Source organism: Streptomyces capillispiralis (genome assembly GCF_007829875.1).
GTDB classification, from domain to species: domain Bacteria; phylum Actinomycetota; class Actinomycetes; order Streptomycetales; family Streptomycetaceae; genus Streptomyces; species Streptomyces capillispiralis.
The window spans coordinates 6288524-6309738 of the sequence record NZ_VIWV01000001.1 but is presented as its reverse complement, the minus strand read 5'-3'; the positions used below and the strand labels follow the sequence as shown (position 1 = coordinate 6309738).

20 protein-coding genes are annotated in these 21215 nt (G+C 72.4%); 10 read left to right on the top strand and 10 right to left on the bottom strand.

The genetic code is table 11. The features are described from left to right. The first annotated feature begins 247 nt into the window (after positions 1 to 247). Together FHX78_RS27535 and FHX78_RS27530 are read left to right on the top strand one after the other, a co-directional pair. Positions 248 to 946: an SDR family NAD(P)-dependent oxidoreductase gene (locus FHX78_RS27535; protein ID WP_145870095.1), complete on the top strand. Its 699-nt coding sequence runs from the start codon at positions 248 to 250 to the stop codon at positions 944 to 946. Between the two features lie 890 nt (positions 947 to 1836). Next, positions 1837 to 2568 (top strand): transglycosylase SLT domain-containing protein, encoded by a 732-nt coding sequence (locus tag FHX78_RS27530; RefSeq protein WP_145870094.1) that lies wholly within the window; start codon positions 1837 to 1839, stop codon positions 2566 to 2568. A gap of 89 nt (positions 2569 to 2657) precedes the next feature. On the opposite strand, the gene FHX78_RS27525 is transcribed toward FHX78_RS27530, so the two are convergent. Continuing rightward, positions 2658 to 5216 (bottom strand): ABC transporter ATP-binding protein/permease, encoded by a 2559-nt coding sequence (locus FHX78_RS27525; protein WP_189908684.1) that lies wholly within the window; start codon positions 5214 to 5216, stop codon positions 2658 to 2660. Between the two features lie 244 nt (positions 5217 to 5460). Between FHX78_RS27525 and FHX78_RS27520 the strand changes: the two genes are divergently transcribed. Then, on the top strand, positions 5461 to 7452 hold the full coding sequence (locus tag FHX78_RS27520; RefSeq protein WP_145870092.1) for a streptophobe family protein: 1992 nt from the start codon (positions 5461 to 5463) through the stop codon (positions 7450 to 7452). Positions 7453 to 7553: 101 nt separating this feature from the next. Further along, positions 7554 to 8762 (top strand): phosphoserine phosphatase SerB, encoded by a 1209-nt coding sequence (gene serB, locus FHX78_RS27515; RefSeq protein ID WP_145870091.1) that lies wholly within the window; start codon positions 7554 to 7556, stop codon positions 8760 to 8762. Positions 8763 to 9237: 475 nt separating this feature from the next. Here serB and FHX78_RS27510 read toward each other — a convergent pair whose 3' ends face one another. The 4 genes from FHX78_RS27510 to FHX78_RS27495 form a co-directional block, all read right to left on the bottom strand. Then, positions 9238 to 9756 (bottom strand): SixA phosphatase family protein, encoded by a 519-nt coding sequence (locus tag FHX78_RS27510; protein WP_145870090.1) that lies wholly within the window; start codon positions 9754 to 9756, stop codon positions 9238 to 9240. 66 nt (positions 9757 to 9822) lie between these two features. After that, positions 9823 to 10029 carry a hypothetical protein gene (locus FHX78_RS27505; RefSeq protein WP_145870089.1) on the bottom strand — a complete coding sequence of 69 codons (207 nt, stop codon included), beginning with the start codon at positions 10027 to 10029 and terminating at the stop codon, positions 9823 to 9825. Positions 10030 to 10198: 169 nt separating this feature from the next. Continuing rightward, a complete protein-coding gene (locus FHX78_RS37970; protein WP_125507614.1) occupies positions 10199 to 10315 on the bottom strand; it encodes an SGM_5486 family transporter-associated protein in 117 nt (38 codons plus the stop codon). A gap of 85 nt (positions 10316 to 10400) precedes the next feature. Beyond that, on the bottom strand, positions 10401 to 11738 hold the full coding sequence (locus FHX78_RS27495; RefSeq protein WP_145870088.1) for a CynX/NimT family MFS transporter: 1338 nt from the start codon (positions 11736 to 11738) through the stop codon (positions 10401 to 10403). Positions 11739 to 11808: 70 nt separating this feature from the next. Here FHX78_RS27495 and FHX78_RS27490 point away from each other — a divergent pair, with 70 nt between their 5' ends. Continuing rightward, a complete protein-coding gene (locus FHX78_RS27490) occupies positions 11809 to 12501 on the top strand; it encodes a FadR/GntR family transcriptional regulator (RefSeq protein ID WP_145870087.1) in 693 nt (230 codons plus the stop codon). Here FHX78_RS27490 and FHX78_RS27485 read toward each other — a convergent pair. The 4 genes from FHX78_RS27485 to FHX78_RS27470 all read right to left on the bottom strand — a co-directional run bounded on the left by FHX78_RS27485 (position 12479) and on the right by FHX78_RS27470 (position 14899). Beyond that, on the bottom strand, positions 12479 to 12826 hold the full coding sequence (locus tag FHX78_RS27485; protein WP_145870086.1) for a hypothetical protein: 348 nt from the start codon (positions 12824 to 12826) through the stop codon (positions 12479 to 12481). The genes FHX78_RS27490 and FHX78_RS27485 overlap by 23 nt on opposite strands. 161 nt (positions 12827 to 12987) lie before the next feature. Beyond that, positions 12988 to 13755 (bottom strand): enoyl-ACP reductase FabI, encoded by a 768-nt coding sequence (fabI, locus tag FHX78_RS27480; protein ID WP_145870085.1) that lies wholly within the window; start codon positions 13753 to 13755, stop codon positions 12988 to 12990. A 6-nt stretch (positions 13756 to 13761) separates the two neighbouring features. Next, on the bottom strand, positions 13762 to 14466 hold the full coding sequence (gene fabG, locus FHX78_RS27475; RefSeq protein WP_145870084.1) for a 3-oxoacyl-[acyl-carrier-protein] reductase: 705 nt from the start codon (positions 14464 to 14466) through the stop codon (positions 13762 to 13764). Between the two features lie 160 nt (positions 14467 to 14626). Then, complete coding sequence (locus tag FHX78_RS27470) at positions 14627 to 14899, bottom strand: PIN domain-containing protein (RefSeq protein ID WP_229924077.1); 273 nt, start codon at positions 14897 to 14899, stop codon at positions 14627 to 14629. 587 nt (positions 14900 to 15486) lie between these two features. On the opposite strand from FHX78_RS27470, the gene FHX78_RS27465 reads away from it, so the two are divergent. The 3 genes from FHX78_RS27465 to tyrS all read left to right on the top strand — a co-directional run bounded on the left by FHX78_RS27465 (position 15487) and on the right by tyrS (position 19737). Further along, entirely contained in the window at positions 15487 to 17010 is a 1524-nt protein-coding gene (locus FHX78_RS27465) for a TldD/PmbA family protein (RefSeq protein ID WP_145870083.1), read from the top strand. Continuing rightward, entirely contained in the window at positions 17007 to 18401 is a 1395-nt protein-coding gene (locus tag FHX78_RS27460; protein ID WP_145870082.1) for a metallopeptidase TldD-related protein, read from the top strand. The genes FHX78_RS27465 and FHX78_RS27460 overlap by 4 nt, the downstream gene beginning before the upstream one ends. Before the next feature lie 67 nt (positions 18402 to 18468). After that, complete coding sequence (tyrS, locus tag FHX78_RS27455; protein WP_145870081.1) at positions 18469 to 19737, top strand: tyrosine--tRNA ligase; 1269 nt, start codon at positions 18469 to 18471, stop codon at positions 19735 to 19737. 77 nt (positions 19738 to 19814) lie between these two features. On the opposite strand, the gene FHX78_RS27450 is transcribed toward tyrS, so the two are convergent. Continuing rightward, positions 19815 to 20099: a GlsB/YeaQ/YmgE family stress response membrane protein gene (locus FHX78_RS27450; protein WP_145870080.1), complete on the bottom strand. Its 285-nt coding sequence runs from the start codon at positions 20097 to 20099 to the stop codon at positions 19815 to 19817. Positions 20100 to 20342: 243 nt separating this feature from the next. Here FHX78_RS27450 and FHX78_RS27445 point away from each other — a divergent pair, with 243 nt between their 5' ends. Then, the gene (locus tag FHX78_RS27445) at positions 20343 to 20741 is read left to right on the top strand and encodes a DUF3099 domain-containing protein (RefSeq protein WP_167531997.1); all 399 of its coding nucleotides are present in this window, start codon (positions 20343 to 20345) and stop codon (positions 20739 to 20741) included. Positions 20742 to 20985: 244 nt separating this feature from the next. Then, positions 20986 to 21207 (top strand): hypothetical protein, encoded by a 222-nt coding sequence (locus FHX78_RS27440; RefSeq protein ID WP_145870078.1) that lies wholly within the window; start codon positions 20986 to 20988, stop codon positions 21205 to 21207. The last annotated feature ends 8 nt before the right edge of the window (positions 21208 to 21215 follow it).

The following is a 21215-nucleotide window of genomic DNA, read 5'->3' as shown; positions in this document are numbered from 1 at the left end:
GGTACCGGCGGGGCCGGGGGCACGGATCGGACGTGCGGCGGCCCGCAGGACGGGCGCAGGTCCTAGGTCTCGGGTCCGGTGTCGTGGCGGACGGCCCCGCGACGGTCATCGGACCGCGGGACGGGGTGGCGGCGTAGGCCGAAGGGACCCGGGGCGCCGCGTCGGGGGTCCGGGGCGGCGGCGCGGTGCCGGTCCCTAGGTTGGGGGCACGCCGGTCGAGCGGCGTCGACGACGAGGGGACGGTGCCATGCCGGTCGCGATCATCACGGGGGCCTCCGAGGGGCTCGGGGAGGCGCTCGCCCACGGGCTGGCGCTGCGGGGCTGGGATCTGGTGATCGACGCGCGGGACGCGGTTCCCCTCGCGGAGACGGCCGGGCTGGTGTCGTCGCACGGGACGCGGGTGACGGCCCTGCCCGGGGACGTCACGGACGCCGCGCACCGCGCGGAGCTCGTGGCGGCGGCGCGGCGGCTGGGCGGGGTCGATCTGCTGGTGCACAACGCCGACGCGCTGGACGCCGAGCCCCTCGCACGCCTGGAGGAGCTGCCGCTGGAGGGGCTGCGGCGGGCGCTGGAGGTGAACGTGGTGGCGGCGCTGGGGCTGGTGCAGGAGGCGCTGCCGCTGCTGCGGACCGCGGCGGCGGGCGCGGTGCTGGTGGTCGGCGTGGACGCCGCCGTGGCGGCGGGTCCGCGATGGGGCGGGTACGGGGCGTCCAAGGCGGCCCTGGACCAGCTGGCGGCGGTGCTGGCCGTGGAGGAGCCGGGGCTGCGGGTGTGGGCGGTCGACCCGGGGGACCTGCCGACGGACCTGTACGCGGCGGCCGTACCGGACGGCGACGGGCCGCGGCCGGCACCGGCCGGTGTGGTGCCGGCCTTCCTGCGGCTGCTGGACGAGCGGCCGGCGAGCGGCCGCTACGGCGCCCCGGCGCTGCTGGAGGAGCGGCGGTGACGGTGGCCGTGCGGGTGCCTCGCGGGAGTCGTCGGCGCGGGTGGCGGTCGAGCGGCGCGGGCCGGGTCTCGGCCGGGACGCGGTGCGGCTGCTGTGTCGCGGGGCGCGGCGGTGCGGCACCGGACCGTCGTGGCCCGGGGATACGCGCGAGGTGGTGCGCTTCTCCACCGCGCGGGGACGGACGGTCGCTGGGCGGTGGAGCCGCGGGAGCCCGACGGGCGGGCGTCCCGCGTGCGCGCGCGGGCGTACGCGCGGGTGATGAGGTGCGGCCGGCCGGGGGCGCGGTGCTGGTGGCGGAGGGAGCCGCTGGGCGGGCGGGGCGAGCGGCTGTGGCGGGCGCGTGGGACGGGGGACGTCCTCGGGGTGCTGCGGGACCACGGGCGGCCGGTCCGTCCGGTAGGGCCGCGCGGAGCGGGAGCAGCCGTCGGCGTACCGGACGGGGCGGGGAGTGCGGAGATGCCGAGTGGGGCGTCCGAGCCTGGGGTGCCCCCTGAGCGGGGGGCGGGTGGTGGACAGGGGAGGTGCGCCGTCCGCTGCCGGAATGACCGCGGACCCACCCTCACACAGAGCATTGCTCACGCAACCCCCGGTGAGCCCGGTGGGGGGCCGGTGTGAGGCCGGGCATAGGGCGCACATCACGTACGAAGGGGAGTAGGAGAGACATACCGGCCACATGAGCGGGACATACTGTCTAATCTGTCCTGATTTGCCCCTCCGTGATCCACTACCCGGCTTCGTACGTCACACCTTTGCCCTGCCATTTTGCGGCCGCTAAGAATGGCTGAGTCGCTCAGCGCCGTGGGTCTCCGCCCGCGGCGTTTGTGCCGGAAGCACCCTGTCCCCCCGGGACGGAGAGCGACCTCCGCGCTATTCGAAGAGGTCCCTTTCGCATGCCCAAGAACTTCCTCACCCGTGGTCATAGTCGTGCCCTGACCCGTCACCACAAGATCGCCGCTGCCGGTGTCGCCGCCCTCGGTGCCGCCGCGATCGGTTTCTCCGCGGTCCCGAGCGACGCGTCCACGACCACCACGGCCGAGGTCACCGCCCCCACGGCGAAGGTCGCCTACAGCACCGAGCAGATCAAGGACGTCAAGGCCGGCATCACCGACCAGCTCGCCGGCGCCAGCCTGAAGGCCGAGGAGATCGCGGCGAAGAAGCGGGCCGCGGCCGAGGCGGCCGCCGAGAAGAAGGCCGCCGCGGCCGCCGCGAAGGCCAAGGCCGTCAAGGCCCGCGAGGCCAAGGAGGCCTCGAGCCGGGCCGCCGAGCGCGTCGTGGTGAAGAAGGCCGCCCCCAAGAGCTACGGCAACCACCTGGACGGCTGGATCCGTGAGTCCCTGGACATCTTGAAGAAGCACGGCATCCCGGGTTCCTACGAGGGCATCCACCGCAACATCATGCGCGAGTCCTCCGGCAACCCGAAGGCGATCAACCTCTGGGACATCAACGCCCAGAACGGCATCCCGTCCAAGGGCCTGCTGCAGGTGATCCCCCCGACGTTCGAGGCCTACCACGTGCCCGGCACGTCCTGGAACATCTACGACCCGGTCGCCAACATCACCGCCGCGTGCAACTACGCGGCCGACAAGTACGGCACCATGGACAACGTCGACAGCGCGTACTGAGGTCGGCGCGGACCTCTTCACGCGAACACAGACGCCGAAGGGCGGCACCCTCCTGACGGGGTGCCGCCCTTCGGGGTCGTACGGCGCGGTTACTTGCGCATGACCTCGGGCTCGTGCCGGCGCAGGAAGCGGGCCACGAAGAAGCCGCACACCACGCCGAGGGCGAGCAGCGCGCCCATGTCCATCGCCCACGCCCCGACCGTGTGCTCCCACAGCGGGTCGGTGTCACCGGCCGTCTCCGGCGGGCTGATCTTGTTGAAGTCCAGCGTGGCGCCCGACGCGGCGACCGCCCAGCGCGACGGCATCAGGAACGAGAACTGGTTGACGCCGATCGAGCCGTGCAGCGCGAACAGACAGCCGGTGAAGACGACCTGGATGATCGCGAACATCACCAGCAGCGGCATGGTCTTCTCGGCGGTCTTCACCAGCGCGGAGATGATCAGGCCGAACATCATCGAGGTGAAGCCGAGCGCCATGATCGGCAGGGAGAGCTCCAGCAGCGTGAAGCCGCCGAGGACCAGGCCCTCCTCCGGGAGCTCCCGGCTGGAGAAGCCGATCACGCCGACCAGCAGGCCCTGGAGCACGGTGATCATGCCGAGCACGAACACCTTGGACATCAGGTACGCCGAACGGGACAGGCCGGTGGCGCGCTCCCGCTCGTAGATGACCCGTTCCTTGATGAGCTCGCGCACGGAGTTCGCGGCGCCCGCGAAACAGGCGCCGACCGCGAGGATCAGCAGGACCGTGGTCGCCGTGCCGTTGGGGATGATCCGGCCGGTCTGCGGGTTGGGCGGATTGGGCAGCAGCCCCCTGTCCGGGTCGATGAGCAGACTGACCGCGCCGAGGACGGCCGGGAGGATCACCATCAGGGCCAGGAAGCCCTTGTCGGAGACGATCACCGAGACGTAGCGGCGCACCAGCGTGACGAACTGCGACATCCAGCCCTGCGGCTTCGGCGGCTTCATCGCCTGCATCGCCGGGACCTGTACGGACTGCGGCGCGACCGCGTCGATGTCCGCGGCGTACATCTGGTAGTGCTGCGAGCCCTTCCAGCGGCCCGCCCAGTCGTAGTCGCGGTAGTTCTCGAAGGCGGAGAAGACGTCGGCCCAGGTGTCGTAGCCGAAGAAGTTCAGCGCCTCCTCGGGCGGGCCGAAGTAGGCGACGGAGCCGCCGGGCGCCATCACCAGGAGCTTGTCGCAGATCGCCAGCTCGGCCACCGAGTGCGTGACGACGAGGACGGTGCGGCCGTCGTCGGCGAGGCCGCGCAGCAGCTGCATGACGTCGCGGTCCATGCCCGGGTCGAGACCGGAGGTGGGCTCGTCCAGGAAGATCAGCGACGGCTTGGTCAGCAGCTCCAGGGCCACGGAGACCCGCTTGCGCTGGCCGCCGGACAGGGACGTGACCTTCTTGTCCTTGTGGATGTCCAGCTTGAGTTCGCGCAGCACCTCGTCGATGCGGGCGTCGCGCTCGGCGGCCGTGGTGTCGGAGGGGAAGCGGAGCTTGGCCGCGTACTTCAGGGCCTTCTTGACGGTCAGCTCCTTGTGCAGGATGTCGTCCTGCGGGACCAGACCGATGCGCTGGCGCAGCTCGGCGAACTGCTTGTAGAGGTTCCGGTTGTCGTAGAGGACCTCGCCCTGGTTCGCCGGGCGGTAGCCGGTGAGCGCCTTGAGCAGGGTCGACTTGCCGGAGCCGGACGGGCCGATGACCGCGATCAGCGACTTCTCGGGGACGCCGAAGGAGACGTCCTTGAGGATCTGCTTGCCACCGTCGACCGTGACGGTCAGGTGGCGGGCGGAGAAGGACACCTCACCGGTGTCGACGAACTCCTCGAGCCGGTCCCCGACGATCCGGAACGTCGAGTGACCGACGCCCACGACGTCGGTGGGGCCGAGCAGTTGGGCGCCGCCCTTGGCGATCGGCTGGCCGTTGACGTACGTGCCGTTGTGCGAGCCGAGGTCGCGGATCTCCATGCGCCCGTCGGGCGTGGAGTGGAACTCGGCGTGATTGCGCGAGACCTGGAGGTCGGAGACGACCAGGTCGTTCTCCAGGGCACGGCCGATGCGCATCACCCGGCCGAGCGAGAACTGGTGGAACGTGGTGGGGCTGCGGTCGCCGTAGACCGGTGGCGCCCCCGCCGCGCCGCCGGGTCCCTGCTGCTGCGGGATGTGCGGCGCCGACTGCTGCTGTGCCGCTTGGTGCTGACCTGCCTGGTGCGGTGCCGCCTGGTGCGGCTGCTGCCAGCCGGGCTGCTGCACGGGCGCTTGCTGCTGCGGCGCCTGCTGGGCCCAGCCGGCGTTCACGCCCTGGGCGGCGTACGGCTGCTGCGGCTGGGCCTGCGGCGTGGCGGCCGGGGCCGCGGCGCCGGACAGGGTCACGCGCGGCCCGTCGGTCGCGTTGCCCAGGTTCAGCACCGTGTCGGAGCCGAACTCCAGATGGTGGATCCGCTGTCCCTGCACGAACGTGCCGTTGGTGCTGCCGTGGTCCTCGATGACCCAACTGCGGCCGTTGAAGCTGATCGTGGCGTGACGCCAGGAGACCCTGGCGTCGTCCAGCACGACGTCCCCCTGCGGATCACGTCCGAGGGTGTAAGACCTGGACGGATCGAGCGTCCAGGTCCGTCCGTTTGATTCCAGTACGAGTTCCGGCACTCCATGCCCCACTGAGTTGTCCCCCGAGTTTCCCCCATCGCAGGGAGTCTAGGGATGTCGAACATCGGGGGGAACTATTTCAGGCTCGGCCCTCTGACCGAAAGTCGGGCCTTGTCACGACCCCGCACCAAGGCTTTCACCCTGCCGTGCGGACGGGGTTGAAAACGGCCCGGAGAGTGGTAAACCACGCGAGGGGGACACGCGCGGCCGTTTCGCCGCCGCGCCGCGGATCGGGGGGTCTGCCATGGGTGCTGCCACAGGCGTCGGTGCCGCGGAGCGTGGTGCGCGGGTGCCGTGGGCGGACGTGGTGATGTCCGCGGTCGCCGCGGTGAGCTGGGCGTTGATCGGGATGGCGGGGACGGCGGCGCTGGGGCTGCGGCTGCTGGGTGCGGACGCGGCGGGTTCCCTGGGGCCGATGACCGCTGCCGTGGTGGCGTTGGGGGCCGGCGGTTCGGTCACGCCGTCCGCGGACGTGTCCGCCTTCGGGCTGTCGGGCGCGGAGGCCGGCACCACCCTCCGTATCGCGCCACTGGGGGTGAGCCTGGTGGGTGCGCTGCTGCTGTCGTACTTCTTCCTGCGGTCCCTGCGGGCGGCGGGAGTTGTGGTGCCGGCCGCCGAACTCCTCGCGCGGGCGTCCGCGGTGACCGGGCTGTTCGTGGCGATGACGGGCGGGCTGGTCTGGGCGGGGCACGACGTCGTCACCCTCGACGGGGGATCGCTGGGGCTGGACGGACTTCCGGGCGGGGACGGGGACGGGAGCGGGGGTGAGGGCGGTGGCGGGGGCGGGATCGAGATCCCGGGGCTGGGCGATCTCGGTGACATCGGGGGGCTGTTGCCGGACCGGGTCGGTGATCTCGTCGACGGGCGGGCGACGGTGGCGTTCATCGTCGACGCGGTGCCGACGCTGCTGGGTGGCCTCGGGTGGTCGGCCGGTGTCCTGCTGCTCGCGCTGCTGGCGTCGCGCCGCACTCCGCTGCCGCGCGGCTGGGACGCCGTGCACCGGGTGGTGCGGCCCGCGGTGTCGGCTCTCGTCACGGTGGGGCTGGTGGCGGTGGCGGCGGGTCTCGCCGCGGCGGGCCACGCGGCGATCGGCGACGACCATCCGCGGCGGATCGCGGGGGCGGCCCTGCTGGGGGCGCCGAACGGCGTGTGGCTGGGGCTGCCGCTCGGTCTGTTCGTGCCGTGGGAGGGACGGGCGAGCGGGGCGCTGCTCGGGGTGCTGCCGCACCCCGTGGACGATCTGCTGCGGGTGGGCACCGACCAGACGGTCACGCTGGGGCGGCTGGCCGGGCTCGACGGGCGGGTGTGGCTGCTGGGGGTGGCGGCCACGCTGATGATGCTGCTGGCGGGGGTGCTGACGGGCGTCCGGACGCCCGTGAAGGGCGGGGCGGCGCCCTATGCGGAAGTGGTGGGGGACGGTGCGGGGCGGCCTCGGGGAGCGGCCGGGTTCGCGGGGCGGTGTGCGGTGCGGCTGGGGGTGGCTACGGCCCTGGCCCTGCCCTTGCTGACCTGGCTGACGGACGTGTCCGTGAGCGCCTCGGTGTCCGTGCTGGGCTTCGACGCGTTCGGCGCCGGGATCGAGTTGCACGGTCGTCTCGGCACGGCCTTCCTGCTGGGCGCGCTGTGGGGAACGGGGGCGGGCGCGGCGGGGGCGCTGCTGGCGTGGGCGTGCGGTGCGGCGGGGACGCGGGCGGCTCTGTTGGCACGGGGTGACATGAGGGACGAAGGGTACGGGGGATGGGTGTCCCAGGGGGCCATGGGTGCCAAGGGGTTCCGGGCAGCCGAGGGGTCCCCGGGGGCTGAGGGGTGGCGGTCGGAGGAAGGGCTCGGGGCGAGGGCGTCGCACGGGGCGGACGCCGGGCCGTACGCCGGGCCGTACGCACCGGGGTCCCCCTACCGTCCGCCGAATCCGGACACCAACCCCTATCTGCGGGTGGGCCGGGAGCCGTGGGGGACCGCGGAGTCACGCGGTCCCGTGGACGCCCGGGGTGCGGGGGCGCCCGGCGAAGGGGATGACGGGCACGGCGACGCCCACGGCGACATCCACGGCGACGTCCACGGCGACGTCCACGGTGCGCCCACCGTGGCCCGGCCGATCGGACCGCCGCCCGCGCGTGGGCCCCGGCGCGGTCCGCGGCCTCGGGGTGGGGAGCGGTCGCCGTTGTGGCCGGACGAGGTGCCGCCGCCTCCCCCGCCGCCTCCCCCGGCACCGCGGAAGCCGGATGGTGACCGCTGATCCGTAAGGTCCGGGACATCCCGGCGACGCCCAGTGTTCGCTGTCCGCCAGACGGACCTCGGAGGCGCGAGGCACTGGGTGCCGGATACGGTGGAAGCACCATGGACGCATCGCAGACCTCCGACGTTCCCACTCTCCTTGTCAAGATCTTCGGCAAGGACAGGCCGGGCATCACGGCCGGCCTCTTCGACACCCTCGCCGCCTACTCGGTCGACGTCGTCGACATCGAGCAGGTCGTCACCCGTGGTCGCATCGTGCTCTGCGCGCTGGTGACCGAGCCGCCCAAGGGGCTGGAAGGGGATCTGCGGGCGACCGTCCACAGCTGGGCGGGGTCGATGAAGATGCAGGCGGAGATCATCTCCGGCATCGGCGACAACCGTCCGCGTGGGCTCGGCCGTTCCCTGGTCACCGTGCTGGGACACCCCCTGACCTCGGAGGCGACGGCGGCGATCGCCTCGCGGATCACCGGGACCGGCGGCAACATCGACCGTATCTTCCGGCTCGCCAAGTATCCGGTCACGGCGGTGGAGTTCGCGGTGTCCGGGGTGGAGACGGAACCGTTGCGGACCGCGCTGGTGACCGAGGCGGCACGGCTCGGGGTCGACGTGGCCGTGGTAGCGGCGGGGCTGTACCGGCGGGCGCAGCGCCTGGTCGTCATGGACGTGGACTCCACCCTCATCCAGGACGAGGTGATCGAGCTCTTCGCCGCGCACGCCGGCTGCGAGGACGAGGTCGCCGAGGTGACGGCGGCCGCGATGCGCGGGGAGCTGGACTTCGAGCAGTCGCTGCACGCGCGCGTGGCGTTGCTGGAGGGGCTGGACGCCTCCGTGGTGGACAAGGTGCGCAGCGAGGTGCGGCTGACGCCGGGCGCCCGGACCCTGATCCGCACCCTCAAGCGCCTCGGCTATCAAGTGGGCGTGGTCTCCGGTGGGTTCACCCAGGTCACGGATGATCTCAAGGAGCGGCTGGGGCTGGACTTCGCCCAGGCCAACACCCTGGAGATCGTCGACGGGAAGCTGACCGGCCGGGTCACCGGCGAGATCGTGGACCGGGCGGGCAAGGCCCGGCTGCTGCGCCGGTTCGCGGCCGAGGCGGGGGTGCCGCTGTCGCAGACCGTGGCGATCGGTGACGGGGCGAACGACCTGGACATGCTGAACGCGGCGGGGCTCGGTGTCGCCTTCAACGCCAAGCCGGTGGTGCGCGAGGCGGCCCACACGGCGGTGAACTTCCCCTTCCTGGACACGGTCCTCTACCTGCTGGGCGTCACCCGCGAAGAGGTCGAGGCGGCGGACACGCTCGACGTGGACTGAGCCGGCGCCCGCGGCGGCACGCGGGCCCGTGGCCGTCCGAACCGGCACGTGGACCCCGCCGGCCGCCCGAACCGGCACGCTGCCCCCTGTAGCCGTCCACACCGGCACGCGACCTGCCGCCCGCCGCGACCCGCAGTACGGCCCCTGCCGGCATCCCGACCGCGCCCGGGGCCTCGCGGCCTCCACCCCGACCGTGGCACGGGTCCCCCGGCGCCGCCCCGGCCGAGTACGGCGCCTACCGCCCTCCCCACCGTCACACGGACCCGGCGGCCGTCCCGACCGTGGCCCGTCCCCCGGCCGCCCTTCCGGCCGTAGACAGCTCTGCCGCCATCCGTCCGTGGCGCGGCCCCCGCTGCCGTCCCCGCCATCCCCGCCGCAGTGCGGCCGTGCGGCCATGTGGGGGCCCGGCATCGACGCGGGTCGGATGCCGGGCCCCTGGCCTGCCGGGTGGGTCACCCGGGTGGTGCGGTGGGTGTCACTCGGTCGGGGCCCAGTAGTCGACGAGCGTGCCCGCACCGGGCTCGAGGGACTTCCAGGATCCGGTGAAGGACAGGACGGCGAAGGCGGCGGCCGGGTAGCCGCGGCGGCTCATGCGCTCGCGGGCGTCTCCCTCGGCCGCACCGGCCAGGATGTCGGCGAGTCCCTGGATGCCCGGGTTGTGGCCGACCAGCAGGACGTTCTGCGCGTCGTCGGGGGTCTCGTTGAGCAGGGCGATCAGCTCGCCGGGCGAGGCCTCGTAGATCCGCTCCTCGTAGACGGTCTTCGGCCGCTGCGGGAACTCCTGGACGGCGAGCTTCCAGGTCTCGCGGGTCCGGACCGCGGTGGAGCACAGCGCCAGGTCGAAGGCGACGCCGGTGTCGGCGAGCTTCCGTCCGGCGACCGCCGCGTCCATGCGGCCCCGCTCGGCGAGTGGGCGCTCATGGTCGGACACCGGGGGCCAGTCGGCTTTCGCATGCCGGAAAAGGACAATCCTGCGGGGTTCTGCGACGCTCATGTGACCCAGCTTCGCATGAAACAGGCCATGGGGCGCAGGGAGTTGACCGGCCCCCTCCAAGGGTGTTCAGCGGGCTATGAGCTCCTGGGCGCGCTCCACCAGGTGGGTGATCGCGGGCTCCCCGGCCGTCGCGTGCGCGTCGGACGGGTTCAGGACCAGGGTGAGCAGAGCGAGGAAGGCCAGTGTGGGCAGGGCCAGCGCCCACCACGGCAGCCGGGTGTCGACGCCGCCCCGGGGGGCCGGGTGGGGCCGGGTGTGCGTGTGCGCCGACATGGGGCCTCCGCTCTTCGCGTGCTCCGTGGCCCGCCTGTCGGGGCCACATCTCGAAGGTACGGACCGTCGGCGCCTCAACCCATCCGGTGATCCACCCACTTGACCCTGAGCCCAACCCCCTAGGGGATGGGGGTGCCAGCACCACCACGGGCGCCGGGAGCGGGTGCCGTCAGGGCGCGAGGACGGTCGCGACCACGCCGATGACGATGAAGATGGCGAAGAACGCGCCGAAGACGAGCAGCATCTTCTTCTGGCCGTTCTGCGGGTTCGGGTCGAGGACTGGCATACCGCAAGTTTCGCACCCTCCTCGCCCGCGGCGGACCCCGGGGTGACCGGGCGGCGCGGGCCGCGTCCCGTCGCGCGGGGGCCGCTCAGCCCGCCGTCGCCTCGTCCTCCACCGTGCGGTCGCGGCCCGCCAGGACGCCCACGATCGTCTGCGGGACCAGCAGCCCGGCCATCAGCGCGATCGGCAGCCCCCAGCCGCCGCTGTGCTGGTAGAGCACGCCCACCAGGAGCGGTCCGGGAATGGAGATCAGATAGCCGGTGCTCTGCGCGAAGGCCGACAGCTGGGCCACGCCCGCGCTGCTCCTGGCCCGCATCCCGACCATGGTGAGCGCCAGCGGGAAGGCGCAGTTGGCGACGCCCAGCAGCAGCGCCCAGAGCCAGGCACCCGCGGCCGGCGCGAGGTAGAGGCCGGCGTACCCGACGAGGCCGCTCACGCCCAGCGCGAGCACGATCGGCCCCTGCTGGGGCAGCCGCGTGGCGAGGCGCGGTATGACGAAGGCCAGCGGTACGCCCATCACCATGGTGACCGCCAGGAGCAGCCCGGCCGTGCCCGCGGGGACGCCCGCGTCCCGGAAGATCTGGGGCATCCAGCCCATGGTGATGTAGGCGGCGGTGGCCTGGAGCCCGAAGAAGACGGCCAGCGCCCAGGCGGTGCGGCTGCGGGTGATGCGCAGCGCGGGCGCCCCGGCGGGGGCCCGCCCGTCCTGCGCGGGCTCCGTGTGTCCCGGCGCGGGCGCGCGTTCGGCCGGCGCCTCGTCCCGGTCCCGTACGAAGGCGAGCCACGGCAGTACGGCGGCGGCGGCCAGGGCCGCCCACACCGCGAGGCCGGACTGCCAGTTCCCGCCCAGCGTGCCGGTCAGCGGCACGGTGACCGCCGCCGCCGTGGCGGTGCCCAGGGCGAGGGCCATGGAGTACAGGCCGGTCATGGACCCGACCCGGTCGGGGAACCAGCGCTTGACGATCACCGGCATCAGGACGTTGCTGACGGCGATGCCCATCAGCGCGAGGGCGGTGGCGGCCAGGAAGGCCGCGGTGCCCCCGGCGTACGGGCGGATCAGCAGGCCGGTGCCGATGGCGGCCATGCCGGCGCACACCACCGCGCCGGTCCCGAAGCGGCGGGCCAGGCGGGGGGCGGTGACGCCGAAGACGGCGAAGCACAGCGGGGGGACGGAGGTGAGCAGTCCGGCCACGCTGCCGCTCATGCCGAGCCCGTCGCGGACCTCTTCGAGCAGCGCGCCCAGGCTGGTGATGGCGGGGCGGAGGTTCAGTGCGGCCAGCACGATGGCGACGACGAGCAGCCGCGTGCGCCACGCGCGCGGGGCGCCGCCCCCGGGGGCCGTCCGGGTACCGGGCGACGCGGCCGGTGTGCGTACGGTCGTGGACGGGAGTGTCCGGGTTTCCTCGCTAGCCATGAGGCCCATCATAGAATCATGGGATGATTGGTTGTCCATGCGGAGGCCGCCGTGCGGCGCCCCTGTCGTGCGAAGGTGTGTCATGCCTCTGAGCCATCCCCGTCGTTCGGCGCTGTCCGAGCAGGTCATCGCCGCCCTGCGGGCCCAGATCACCTCGGGCGAGTGGCCGGTCGGCGCCCGCATCCCCACCGAGCCGGAGCTGGTCGAACAGCTGGGGGTGGCCCGGAACACGGTCCGTGAGGCCGTCCGCGCGCTGGCGCACAACGGGCTGCTGGACATCCGGCAGGGCTCGGGCACGTACGTGGTGGCGACGAGCGAGCTGGCGGGGGTGATGCACCGCCGTTTCGCCGATGCCGACCCTCGGCACATCGCGGAGCTGCGCTCGACCCTGGAGTCGGCCGCGGCCCGGCTGGCCGCCGAGCGGCGCACGGAGCGGGACCTCAAGCAGCTCGACACCCTGTTGCTGCGCCGGGAGGAGGCGTGGGAGTCGGGTGAGGCGGAGGCGTTCGTGGCGGCGGACGCGACGTTCCACCTGGCCGTCGTGGCCGCCTCGCACAACGACGTGATGACCGCGATGTACGCGGACCTGAGCGAGGTGCTGCGGGACTGGCTGCGCGAGGACGTGGGCCGGGAGCTGACGCCGGAGACGCACATGGACCACGGGCGGCTGGTGGACGCGATCCGCGCGGGGGACGCGGCGACGGCGGCCGAGGAGGCCGCCGCCTATCCGTTCGTCTGCCGGCCTGGGCGGCTCAGTCCGTCCGCCGGTGACTGACCCACGCCGAGCCGATGTCGCTCCAGCAGCGTCCGGTCAGCCGTACCGTCTGGGCCGGTCCGGCGTCCACCGGGGAGCCGTCGCTGTCCAGGTCCCACCAGTGGACGCACTCGACGTGCAGGCTGACCCGGTCGATGTCCGGATAGGGGTTGTGGCAGTACGCCGTCACCCCGGAGCCGTCGACACGGATCCAGCAGGTGGCGCCGGACGGGTCGCCGGCGTCCGCCGCGCCGGGGTGCACGCGGGCGTGCGCCATCGCCTCGTACGGCAGGGCCAGCACGAGGACGACGGTCGCGGTCGCTGAGGCCAGGCGGGACAGGCGCACAAGGGGACCTCCTCGGCCGTGGCGGTGAGGGGGAACACGCGGTGACGCGTACTCCACGGTGCCTGCCGGTCCGCGCCCGCGCCCGCGCGGCTGCTCCGATCGGGTGACACGGCGGAGGGCCCGCGCCCCGTCCGGGACGCGGGCCCTCGCGGGGCGCTCGCTCAGGCGCCGATGGCGTGCAGACCGCCGTCGACGTGGATGATCTCGCCCGTGGTCTTCGGGAACCAGTCGCTCAGCAGGGCGACGACACCGCGGCCGGCCGGCTCCGGGTCCTTCAGGTCCCACTCCAGGGGCGCGCGGCTGTCCCACACGGACGCCAGCTCGCCGAAGCCCGGGATGGACTTGGCGGCCATGGAGCCGATGGGGCCCGCGGAGATCAGGTTGCAGCGGATGTTCTGCTTGCCCAGGTCACGCGCCATGTAGCGGCTGGTGGCCTCCAGGGCGGCCTTGGCCGGGCCCATCCAGTCGTACTGCGGCCAGGCGTACTGCGCGTCGAAGGTGAGGCCGACGACCGAGCCGCCGTTCTGCATCAGCGGCAGGCAGGCCATGGTCAGCGACTTCAGGGAGAACGCCGAGACGTGCATGGCCGTGGCCACCGACTCGAACGGCGTGTTGAGGAAGTTGCCGCCGAGCGCGTCCTGCGGCGCGAAGCCGATGGAGTGCACGACGCCGTCGAGGCCGCCGAGCTCCTCGCCGACCACGTCGGCCAGACGGCCCAGGTGCTCGTCGTTGGTGACGTCGAGCTCGATGACCTTGGCGGGCTTGGGCAGCTTCCGGGCGATGCGCTCGGTCAGGGTGGGCCGCGGGAACGCGGTCAGGATGATCTCAGCGCCCTGCTCCTGGGCCAGCTTGGCGGTGTGGAAGGCGATGGAGGACTCCATCAGCACACCGGTGATCAGGACGCGCTTGCCCTCGAGAATTCCGCTCATGGTGTTTCAGTGACCCATTCCCAGTCCGCCGTCAACGGGGATGACGGCTCCAGTGATGTACGAGGCCTCGTCCGAGGCGAGGAACCGCACCGCCGCGGCGATCTCCTCCGGCTTCGCGTACCGGCCGAGCGGCACCTGCGACACGATCGACGACCGCTGCTCGTCGGTGAGCACCTTGGTCATGTCGGTGTCGACGAAGCCGGGCGCGACGACGTTGAAGGTGATGTTGCGCGAGCCCAGCTCACGGGCGAGGGAGCGCGCGAAACCGACCAGGCCGGCCTTGGAGGCGGCGTAGTTCGCCTGCCCCGCGGAGCCGAGCAGGCCGACGACCGAGGAGATCAGGACGACACGGCCCTTCTTGGCGCGCAGCATGGCGCGGTTGGCGCGCTTGACGACCCGGAAGGTGCCGGTGAGGTTGGTGTCGACGACCGAGGTGAAGTCCTCCTCGGACATGCGCATGAGGAGCTGGTCCTTGGTGACTCCGGCGTTGGCCACGAGCACCTCGACGGGACCGTGCGTCTCCTCGATCTCCTTGTAGGCCTGCTCCACCTGCTCGGGGTCGGTGATGTCGCACTTGACGGCCAGGAAGCCGGCCGGCGGCTCCCCCGAGCGGTACGTGACGGCGACCTTGTCGCCGGCGTCGGCGAATGCGCGGGCGATGGCGAGGCCGATGCCCCGGTTGCCTCCGGTGACGAGAACCGAGCGGCTCAACGGATCACCCTTTCGATAGCGGTCTGGTTCACCCGCCCGGACACCTGGATGACAGGCGGCTTCACCGAAAACCTATCGGTCCGCATCCGCCGCGGAACATTGGGGCACCGACAGTGGCGCACGTGGCCTCCTGTCGGGTTCCTACAGTTCGCGGCCCCGGTCAGTCCGCCATACCCGGTGCATGGGCGGACAGTCCTTCGCCGCGAGCGGTCTCGAGCATCCTTCGGTCGTAGGTCACCAGGGCGGTCAGGTCGTCCCTCAGGGACAGGGCGCTGGCCACGTGGATCGCGTCCGACGTCCTCAGGCGCCCGACCAGCGGGGCTGCCGCATCGCGCACCTCGCGGGTGAGGAGGATCTCGGTGATCCGGGCGTCCAGGTCCTCCATGGCCTTCGGGAAGTGCCCCATGAGGTCCAGGGTCCGTACGGTCTCCACGAAGCCGAGCGTGCTGGTGGCGAGCGGCTCCGTGGCCCGCCCCTGGAGGTGACCAGCATCCCGTCCACGGCGATCTCCCGGCCGTCGCCGAGTTCGTACGAGGCACCGCGCGGAACGAGTTCCGCCAGGGCGAAGGCGTGCGCGTAGCGGGCGTTGCGCCGGTCGGGCGCCCAGCGGGGAGCGGGGGCGGGCGGTGAGCCGTCGGGGGCGGCGGCCGCCGCAGCAAGCCGCCGGCCGCGACCGCCGCCGGGGTATCTCGCGTCCGACCACCGTTGCGGAAGATGATCGTCAACTACGGCTGAAAGGGACGCGGGCCGCGCACTCGGTCCGCACGGTCTTGCCCGGTCACGTCCGCCCGTTCGCGCCCCAGCGGTCGGTGACGGGTTCCAGCAGGAGCGGGCCTCTCCCGCCGTCGGTGTCCGCGGACGGCCGACCCGCCGCCTCGGGCACCCCCGGAAAGGCCGGGGAGCGAGGACGGGAAACCACCGGCGAGGGCAGGGCGGTGGGGCAAGAGCCCGGGGAGCGGGACGTGGTTCACTGCCTCCGACGGTCACCACAGGCAAGCGCCCGAAGGGATCTCTCCAACCGTGCCCCATGAAGTCGATCAGTCGTTTCTGGCGTTGCCCCTGCGCGCCCTCGCCGACGCGGCCCTCGCCCGGGCGCGGGCGCTCGGGGCGGAGCACGCCGACTTCCGCCTGGAGCGGGTGCGCAGCGCCTCCTGGCGGTTCCGGGACGCCCGGCCCGCCGGGTCGTCGGACACCACCGACCTCGGGTACGCGGTGCGCGTGGTGCACGGCGGGACGTGGGGGTTCGCGTCCGGGGTGGACCTGACCCTCGACGCCGCCGCCAAGGTCGCCTCGCAGGCGGTGGCGATGGCGCAGCTGTCCGCGCAGGTGATCCGGGCGGCCGGGTCGGACGAGAGGGTGGAGCTGGCCGACGAGCCGGTGCACGCCGACCGGACCTGGGTGTCGTCGTACGAGATCGATCCGTTCGCCGTGCCCGACGAGGAGAAGGCCGGGCTGCTCGCCGACTGGAGCGCGCGGCTGCTCGCGGCGAACGGGGTGGACCACGTCGACGCCTCGCTGCTCACCGTGCACGAGAACAAGTTCTACGCCGACACGGCGGGGACGGCGACCACGCAGCAGCGGGTGCGGCTGCACCCGGTGTTCACGGCCGTGTCCGTGGACGGGTCCAGCGGCGAGTTCGACTCCATGCGCACCCTCGCGCCGCCGGTGGGCCGGGGCTGGGAGTACCTGCGGGGCACCGGCTGGGACTGGGACGACGAGCTGGGGCGGATCCCGGAGCTGCTCGCCGAGAAGATGCGCGCGCCGAGCGTGGAGGCGGGGCTGTACGACCTGGTCGTCGACCCGTCCAACCTGTGGCTGACCATCCACGAGTCCATCGGGCACGCCACCGAGCTGGACCGCGCGCTCGGCTACGAGGCGGCCTACGCCGGCACCTCGTTCGCCACCTTCGATCTGCTCAACAAGCTGCGGTACGGCTCCGAGCTGATGAACGTCACCGGCGACCGCACCGCCGAGCACGGGCTCGCCACGGTCGGTTACGACGACGAGGGCGTGGAGGCGCAGTCCTGGGACCTGGTGAAGGACGGCACCCTGGTCGGCTACCAGCTGGACCGGCGGATCGCGAAGCTGACCGGGTTCGAGCGGTCCAACGGGTGCGCCTACGCGGACTCCCCCGGTCATGTCCCGGTGCAGCGCATGGCGAACGTGTCGCTGCGGCCGGACCCGGCGGGGATGTCGACGGAGGATCTGATCGGGGGCGTGGACCGGGGCATCTACGTGGTCGGTGACCGGTCGTGGTCGATCGACATGCAGCGGTACAACTTCCAGTTCACCGGGCAGCGGTTCTACCGGATCGAGAACGGGCGGCTCGCGGGGCAGCTGCGGGACGTCGCCTACCAGGCCACGACCACCGATTTCTGGGGTTCCATGGCGGCGGTCGGCGGTCCGCAGACTTATGTCCTGGGTGGTGCCTTCAACTGCGGCAAGGCCCAGCCGGGGCAGGTCGCGGCGGTCTCGCACGGCTGCCCGTCCGCCCTCTTCAAGGGAGTCAACATCCTCAACACCACGCAGGAGGCCGGACGATGAGCGCGCGTACCAGCAAGCCGTACGAGATCGTCGAGCGCGCTCTCGAACTGTCCCGGGCCGACGGCTGTGTCGTGATCGCCGACGAGCACTCGACCGCCAATCTGCGCTGGGCGGGCAACGCCCTCACCACCAACGGCGTCACGCGCGGGCGCACGCTCACCGTGGTCGCCACGGTGGACGGCGCGCAGGGCACCGCCTCCGGTGTGGTGTCCCGGTCCGCGGTGACCGCCGACGACCTGGAGCCGCTGGTGCGGGCCGCCGAGGCCGCCGCGCGGGGCGCCGGTCCGGCCGAGGACGCCCAGCCGCTGGTGACGGGTGTGGCGCACTCGCCCGCGTTCACCGAGGCGCCCGCCGAGACCTCCTCCGGCGTGTTCGCCGGCTTCGCGCCGGCGCTCGGCGAGGCGTTCGCCCGCGCGCGGGCCGGCGGCCGGGAGCTGTACGGCTTCGCCAACCACGAGATGGTCTCCACCTACCTGGGCACCTCGGCGGGGCTGCGGCTGCGGCACGACCAGCCGAACGGCACGCTGGAGCTGAACGCCAAGTCGCCGGACCGGACGCGGTCGGCGTGGGCGGGGCGCTCCACGCGGGACTTCGAGGACGTCGACCCGGCGGCGCTCGACGCGGAGCTGGCCGTACGGCTGGGCTGGGCCGAGCGGCGGCTGGAGCTGCCGGCGGGCCGGTACGAGACGCTGCTGCCGCCGACCGCCGTGGCGGACCTGCTGATCTACCAGATGTGGTCGGCGTCGGGGCGGGACGCGGCCGAGGGCCGCACGGTGTTCTCCACGCCGGGCGGCGGCACCCGGGTCGGGGAAAAGCTGAGCGAACTGCCGCTGACCCTGCGCAGCGACCCGCACGCGCCCGGTCTCCAGTCGGCGCCGTTCGTGATCGCGCACTCCTCCGGCGGTGACCAGTCGGTGTTCGACAACGGGCTGCCGCTGACGGCCACGGACTGGGTGCGCGAGGGCGAGCTGAACCGGCTGACGACCAGCAGGCACAGCGCGGGCCTGACGGGGCTGCCGGTGGCGCCCGCCGTCGACAACCTGATCCTGGACGGCGGCGAGGACCGCTCGCTGGAGGAGATGGTCGCGGCCACGGAGCGCGGGCTGCTGCTGACCTGCCTGTGGTACATCCGCGAGGTCGACCCGGCGACGCTGCTGCTCACGGGGCTGACCCGGGACGGCGTGTATCTCGTGGAGAACGGCGAGGTCACCGGCGAGGTGAACAACTTCCGGTTCAACGAGTCGCCGGTGGACCTGCTGGGGCGGGCGGCGGAGGCGGGGCGTACGGAGAAGACGCTGCCCAGGGAGTGGGGCGACTGGTTCACCCGGGCCGCGATGCCCGCCCTGCGCATCCCCGATTTCAATATGAGCTCTGTCAGCCAGGGCGTATAACCTCGTAGGCGTTCCCCGGTCGGCCGTCGTCCGACCGGCCGAAGATCATCGAGGAGACACGAGAACCGTGACGGACATCGTCGACGAGCTGAAGTGGCGCGGGCTGTTCGCCCAGTCCACTGACGAGGACGCTTTGCGCAAGGCGCTCGCGGACGGTCCCGTCACGTTCTATTGCGGTTTCGACCCGACCGCGCCGTCCCTGCACGTGGGGCACCTGGTGCAGGTGCTCACGCTGCGCCGGCTCCAGCAGGCCGGGCACCGGCCGCTGGCGCTGGTCGGCGGCGCCACGGGCCAGATCGGCGACCCCCGTCCGACCGCCGAGCGCACGCTGAACCCGCCGGAGGTCGTCGCGGGCTGGGTCGAGCGGCTGCGCGGCCAGATCGAGCCGTTCCTGTCCTTCGAGGGCGAGAACGCGGCCACGATGGTCAACAACCTCGACTGGACGCAGAACCTCTCCGCGATCGAGTTCCTGCGGGACATCGGCAAGCACTTCCGCGTCAACAAGATGCTGACCAAGGACTCCGTCGCCCGGCGTCTGGAGTCCTCGGAGGGCATCAGCTACACGGAGTTCAGCTACCAGCTGCTCCAGGCGATGGACTTCCTCCAGCTGTACCGGCGCTACGGCTGCACGCTGCAGCAGGGCGGCAGCGACCAGTGGGGCAACCTCACGGCGGGCCTGGACCTGCTGCACCGGCTGGAGCCGGACGCCGTCGCCCACGCGTACGCCACGCCGCTGATGACCAAGGCGGACGGCACCAAGTTCGGCAAGACCGAGGGCGGCGCCGTCTGGCTCGACCCGGAGATGACGACGCCGTACGCGTTCTACCAGTTCTGGCTGAACACGGATGACCGGGACATCTCGGGCTACATGCGGATCCTTTCCTTCCGCTCCCCCGCGGAGCTGGAGGAGCTGGAGCGGCAGACCGAGGAGCGTCCGCAGGCCCGGGCCGCGCAGCGCGCGCTGGCCGAGGAGCTGACGACGCTGGTGCACGGCGCCGACCAGACGGCCGCGGTGATCGCCGCGTCCAAGGCCCTCTTCGGTCAGGGCGAGCTGGCGGAGTTGGACGACAGGACACTGGCGGCGGCGCTCTCCGAGGTGCCGCACGTGCGGGTGACCGGGCTCGCTCCGGTGGTGGACCTGTTCGCCGAGGTCGGGCTGGTCGCGAGCAAGTCGGCCGCGCGGCGCACGGTGAAGGAGGGCGGCGCCTACGTGAACAACGTCAAGGTCACCGCCGAGGACGCCGTGCCCGCCGAGGAGGACCTGCTGCACGGGCGCTGGCTGGTGCTGCGCCGGGGCAAGAAGAACCTGGCGGCCGTGGAGCTCACGGCCGGCTGAGCGGACGATTCGCAGGCGTTGGGGGGCGGTTTCCGGCGGATGCCGGGACCGCCCCCGCGTCACCGTACGGCGACGGGTCAGGCCCGCTGCCGCTGGTGCTTCCTGCGCTTCATCGCGGTATACAGCATCTCCGCGAGCAGGACGATGACGATCGCCGCGGCCAGCTGGAAGATGTGCCGGCCCCAGTCGATGCCCCGCGTCTCCTCGATGCCGAAGCCGCGCGCGAGGGCGTTGCCCGCGACGGCGCCGATCATGCCGCAGATGGTGGCCAGCCACAGCGGGATGTGCTGCTTGCCCGGGATCACCGCCTTGGCGATCAGTCCGAGCACGAATCCCACGATGATCGCCCACAACCAGCCCATGACTGCCTCCTCGTACGGCTTGACGCGAGCATTACGGCCAGTGTCGGCCGAGACGCCGTACGCCGCATGTCGGGCGTGCCGTACGTGCGACGGCGCAGGCCGGGCGCCCCGGGGCCGGGGCCGACCCGGTCTCGTGACCCGCGCGGGCCGGGCGTAACGTGGACATGTCCGGACCCCGTGACCCCGGTGGGTCGCGGGACGGTCAGGGCGGAAGGGTCCGAGACGGGCGGATGGTGGAATGTGATGCGGAAGCAGCATGGCGGCGGCAACGTCCAGGTGTTCCGGATCACCGGCGCCCGGACCGGCCTCCAGGAGGATGTGCGCGGACGGCAGCGCCGGTACGTGATCTCGATGCTCCTTCGTACGATCTCGGTCATCCTCGCGGCGACGCTGTGGAACGTGGAGCGGCATGTCGCGATCGTGGCGCTGGTCCTCGGAGCGGTCCTGCCGTACATCGCGGTGGTGATCGCCAATGCGGGGCGTGAGAACGCGCCGTCACTGCCGTCGACCTTCGTCACGACGCCGATGAGGCCGATGATCGCGCCGCCGCGGACGAATGACGGCTCCGCGGAATCCGATACGGAAGATATGGCGTCACAGCCCGCTCCGGACGCACGAACGGAACGACCGGAACGGTCGTGAAGATCGGGGTGTGAGGGTAAACGCCGCCAAGCGGAAGGCTTTTCCTCGCCAAGTCGAAGAAATCCTCAGATCAATCATGTTGTTCCGGTGCCGGGGGCGGGGGGACCCGTGACATACTTCGTACGCGCTCCGCATCCCCCGTCGGAGCGACGGACCGACGCCGGGCAGCTCCCCCCGTGGCTGCTCGGCGTCGCCTTTTCCCAGGCGTCCCACCTGCGCCGATCGGGTTAGGGTCGGCGATGTGATGGACCCCGAACCCCAGACGCCGATCTGTTCCGCCAAGGGCTGCCGCAGCGCCGCCGCCTGGGTGCTGGCGTGGAACAACCCGAAACTGCACACCCCCGAGCGGCGCAAGACGTGGCTCGCCTGCGAGGAACACCGGGAACACCTTTCGCAGTTCCTCGGCGTCCGGGGGTTCCTGAAAGACGTCGTGCCGTTCTCCGAGTGGGAGTCCCCCGAGAACTGAACCCGGGA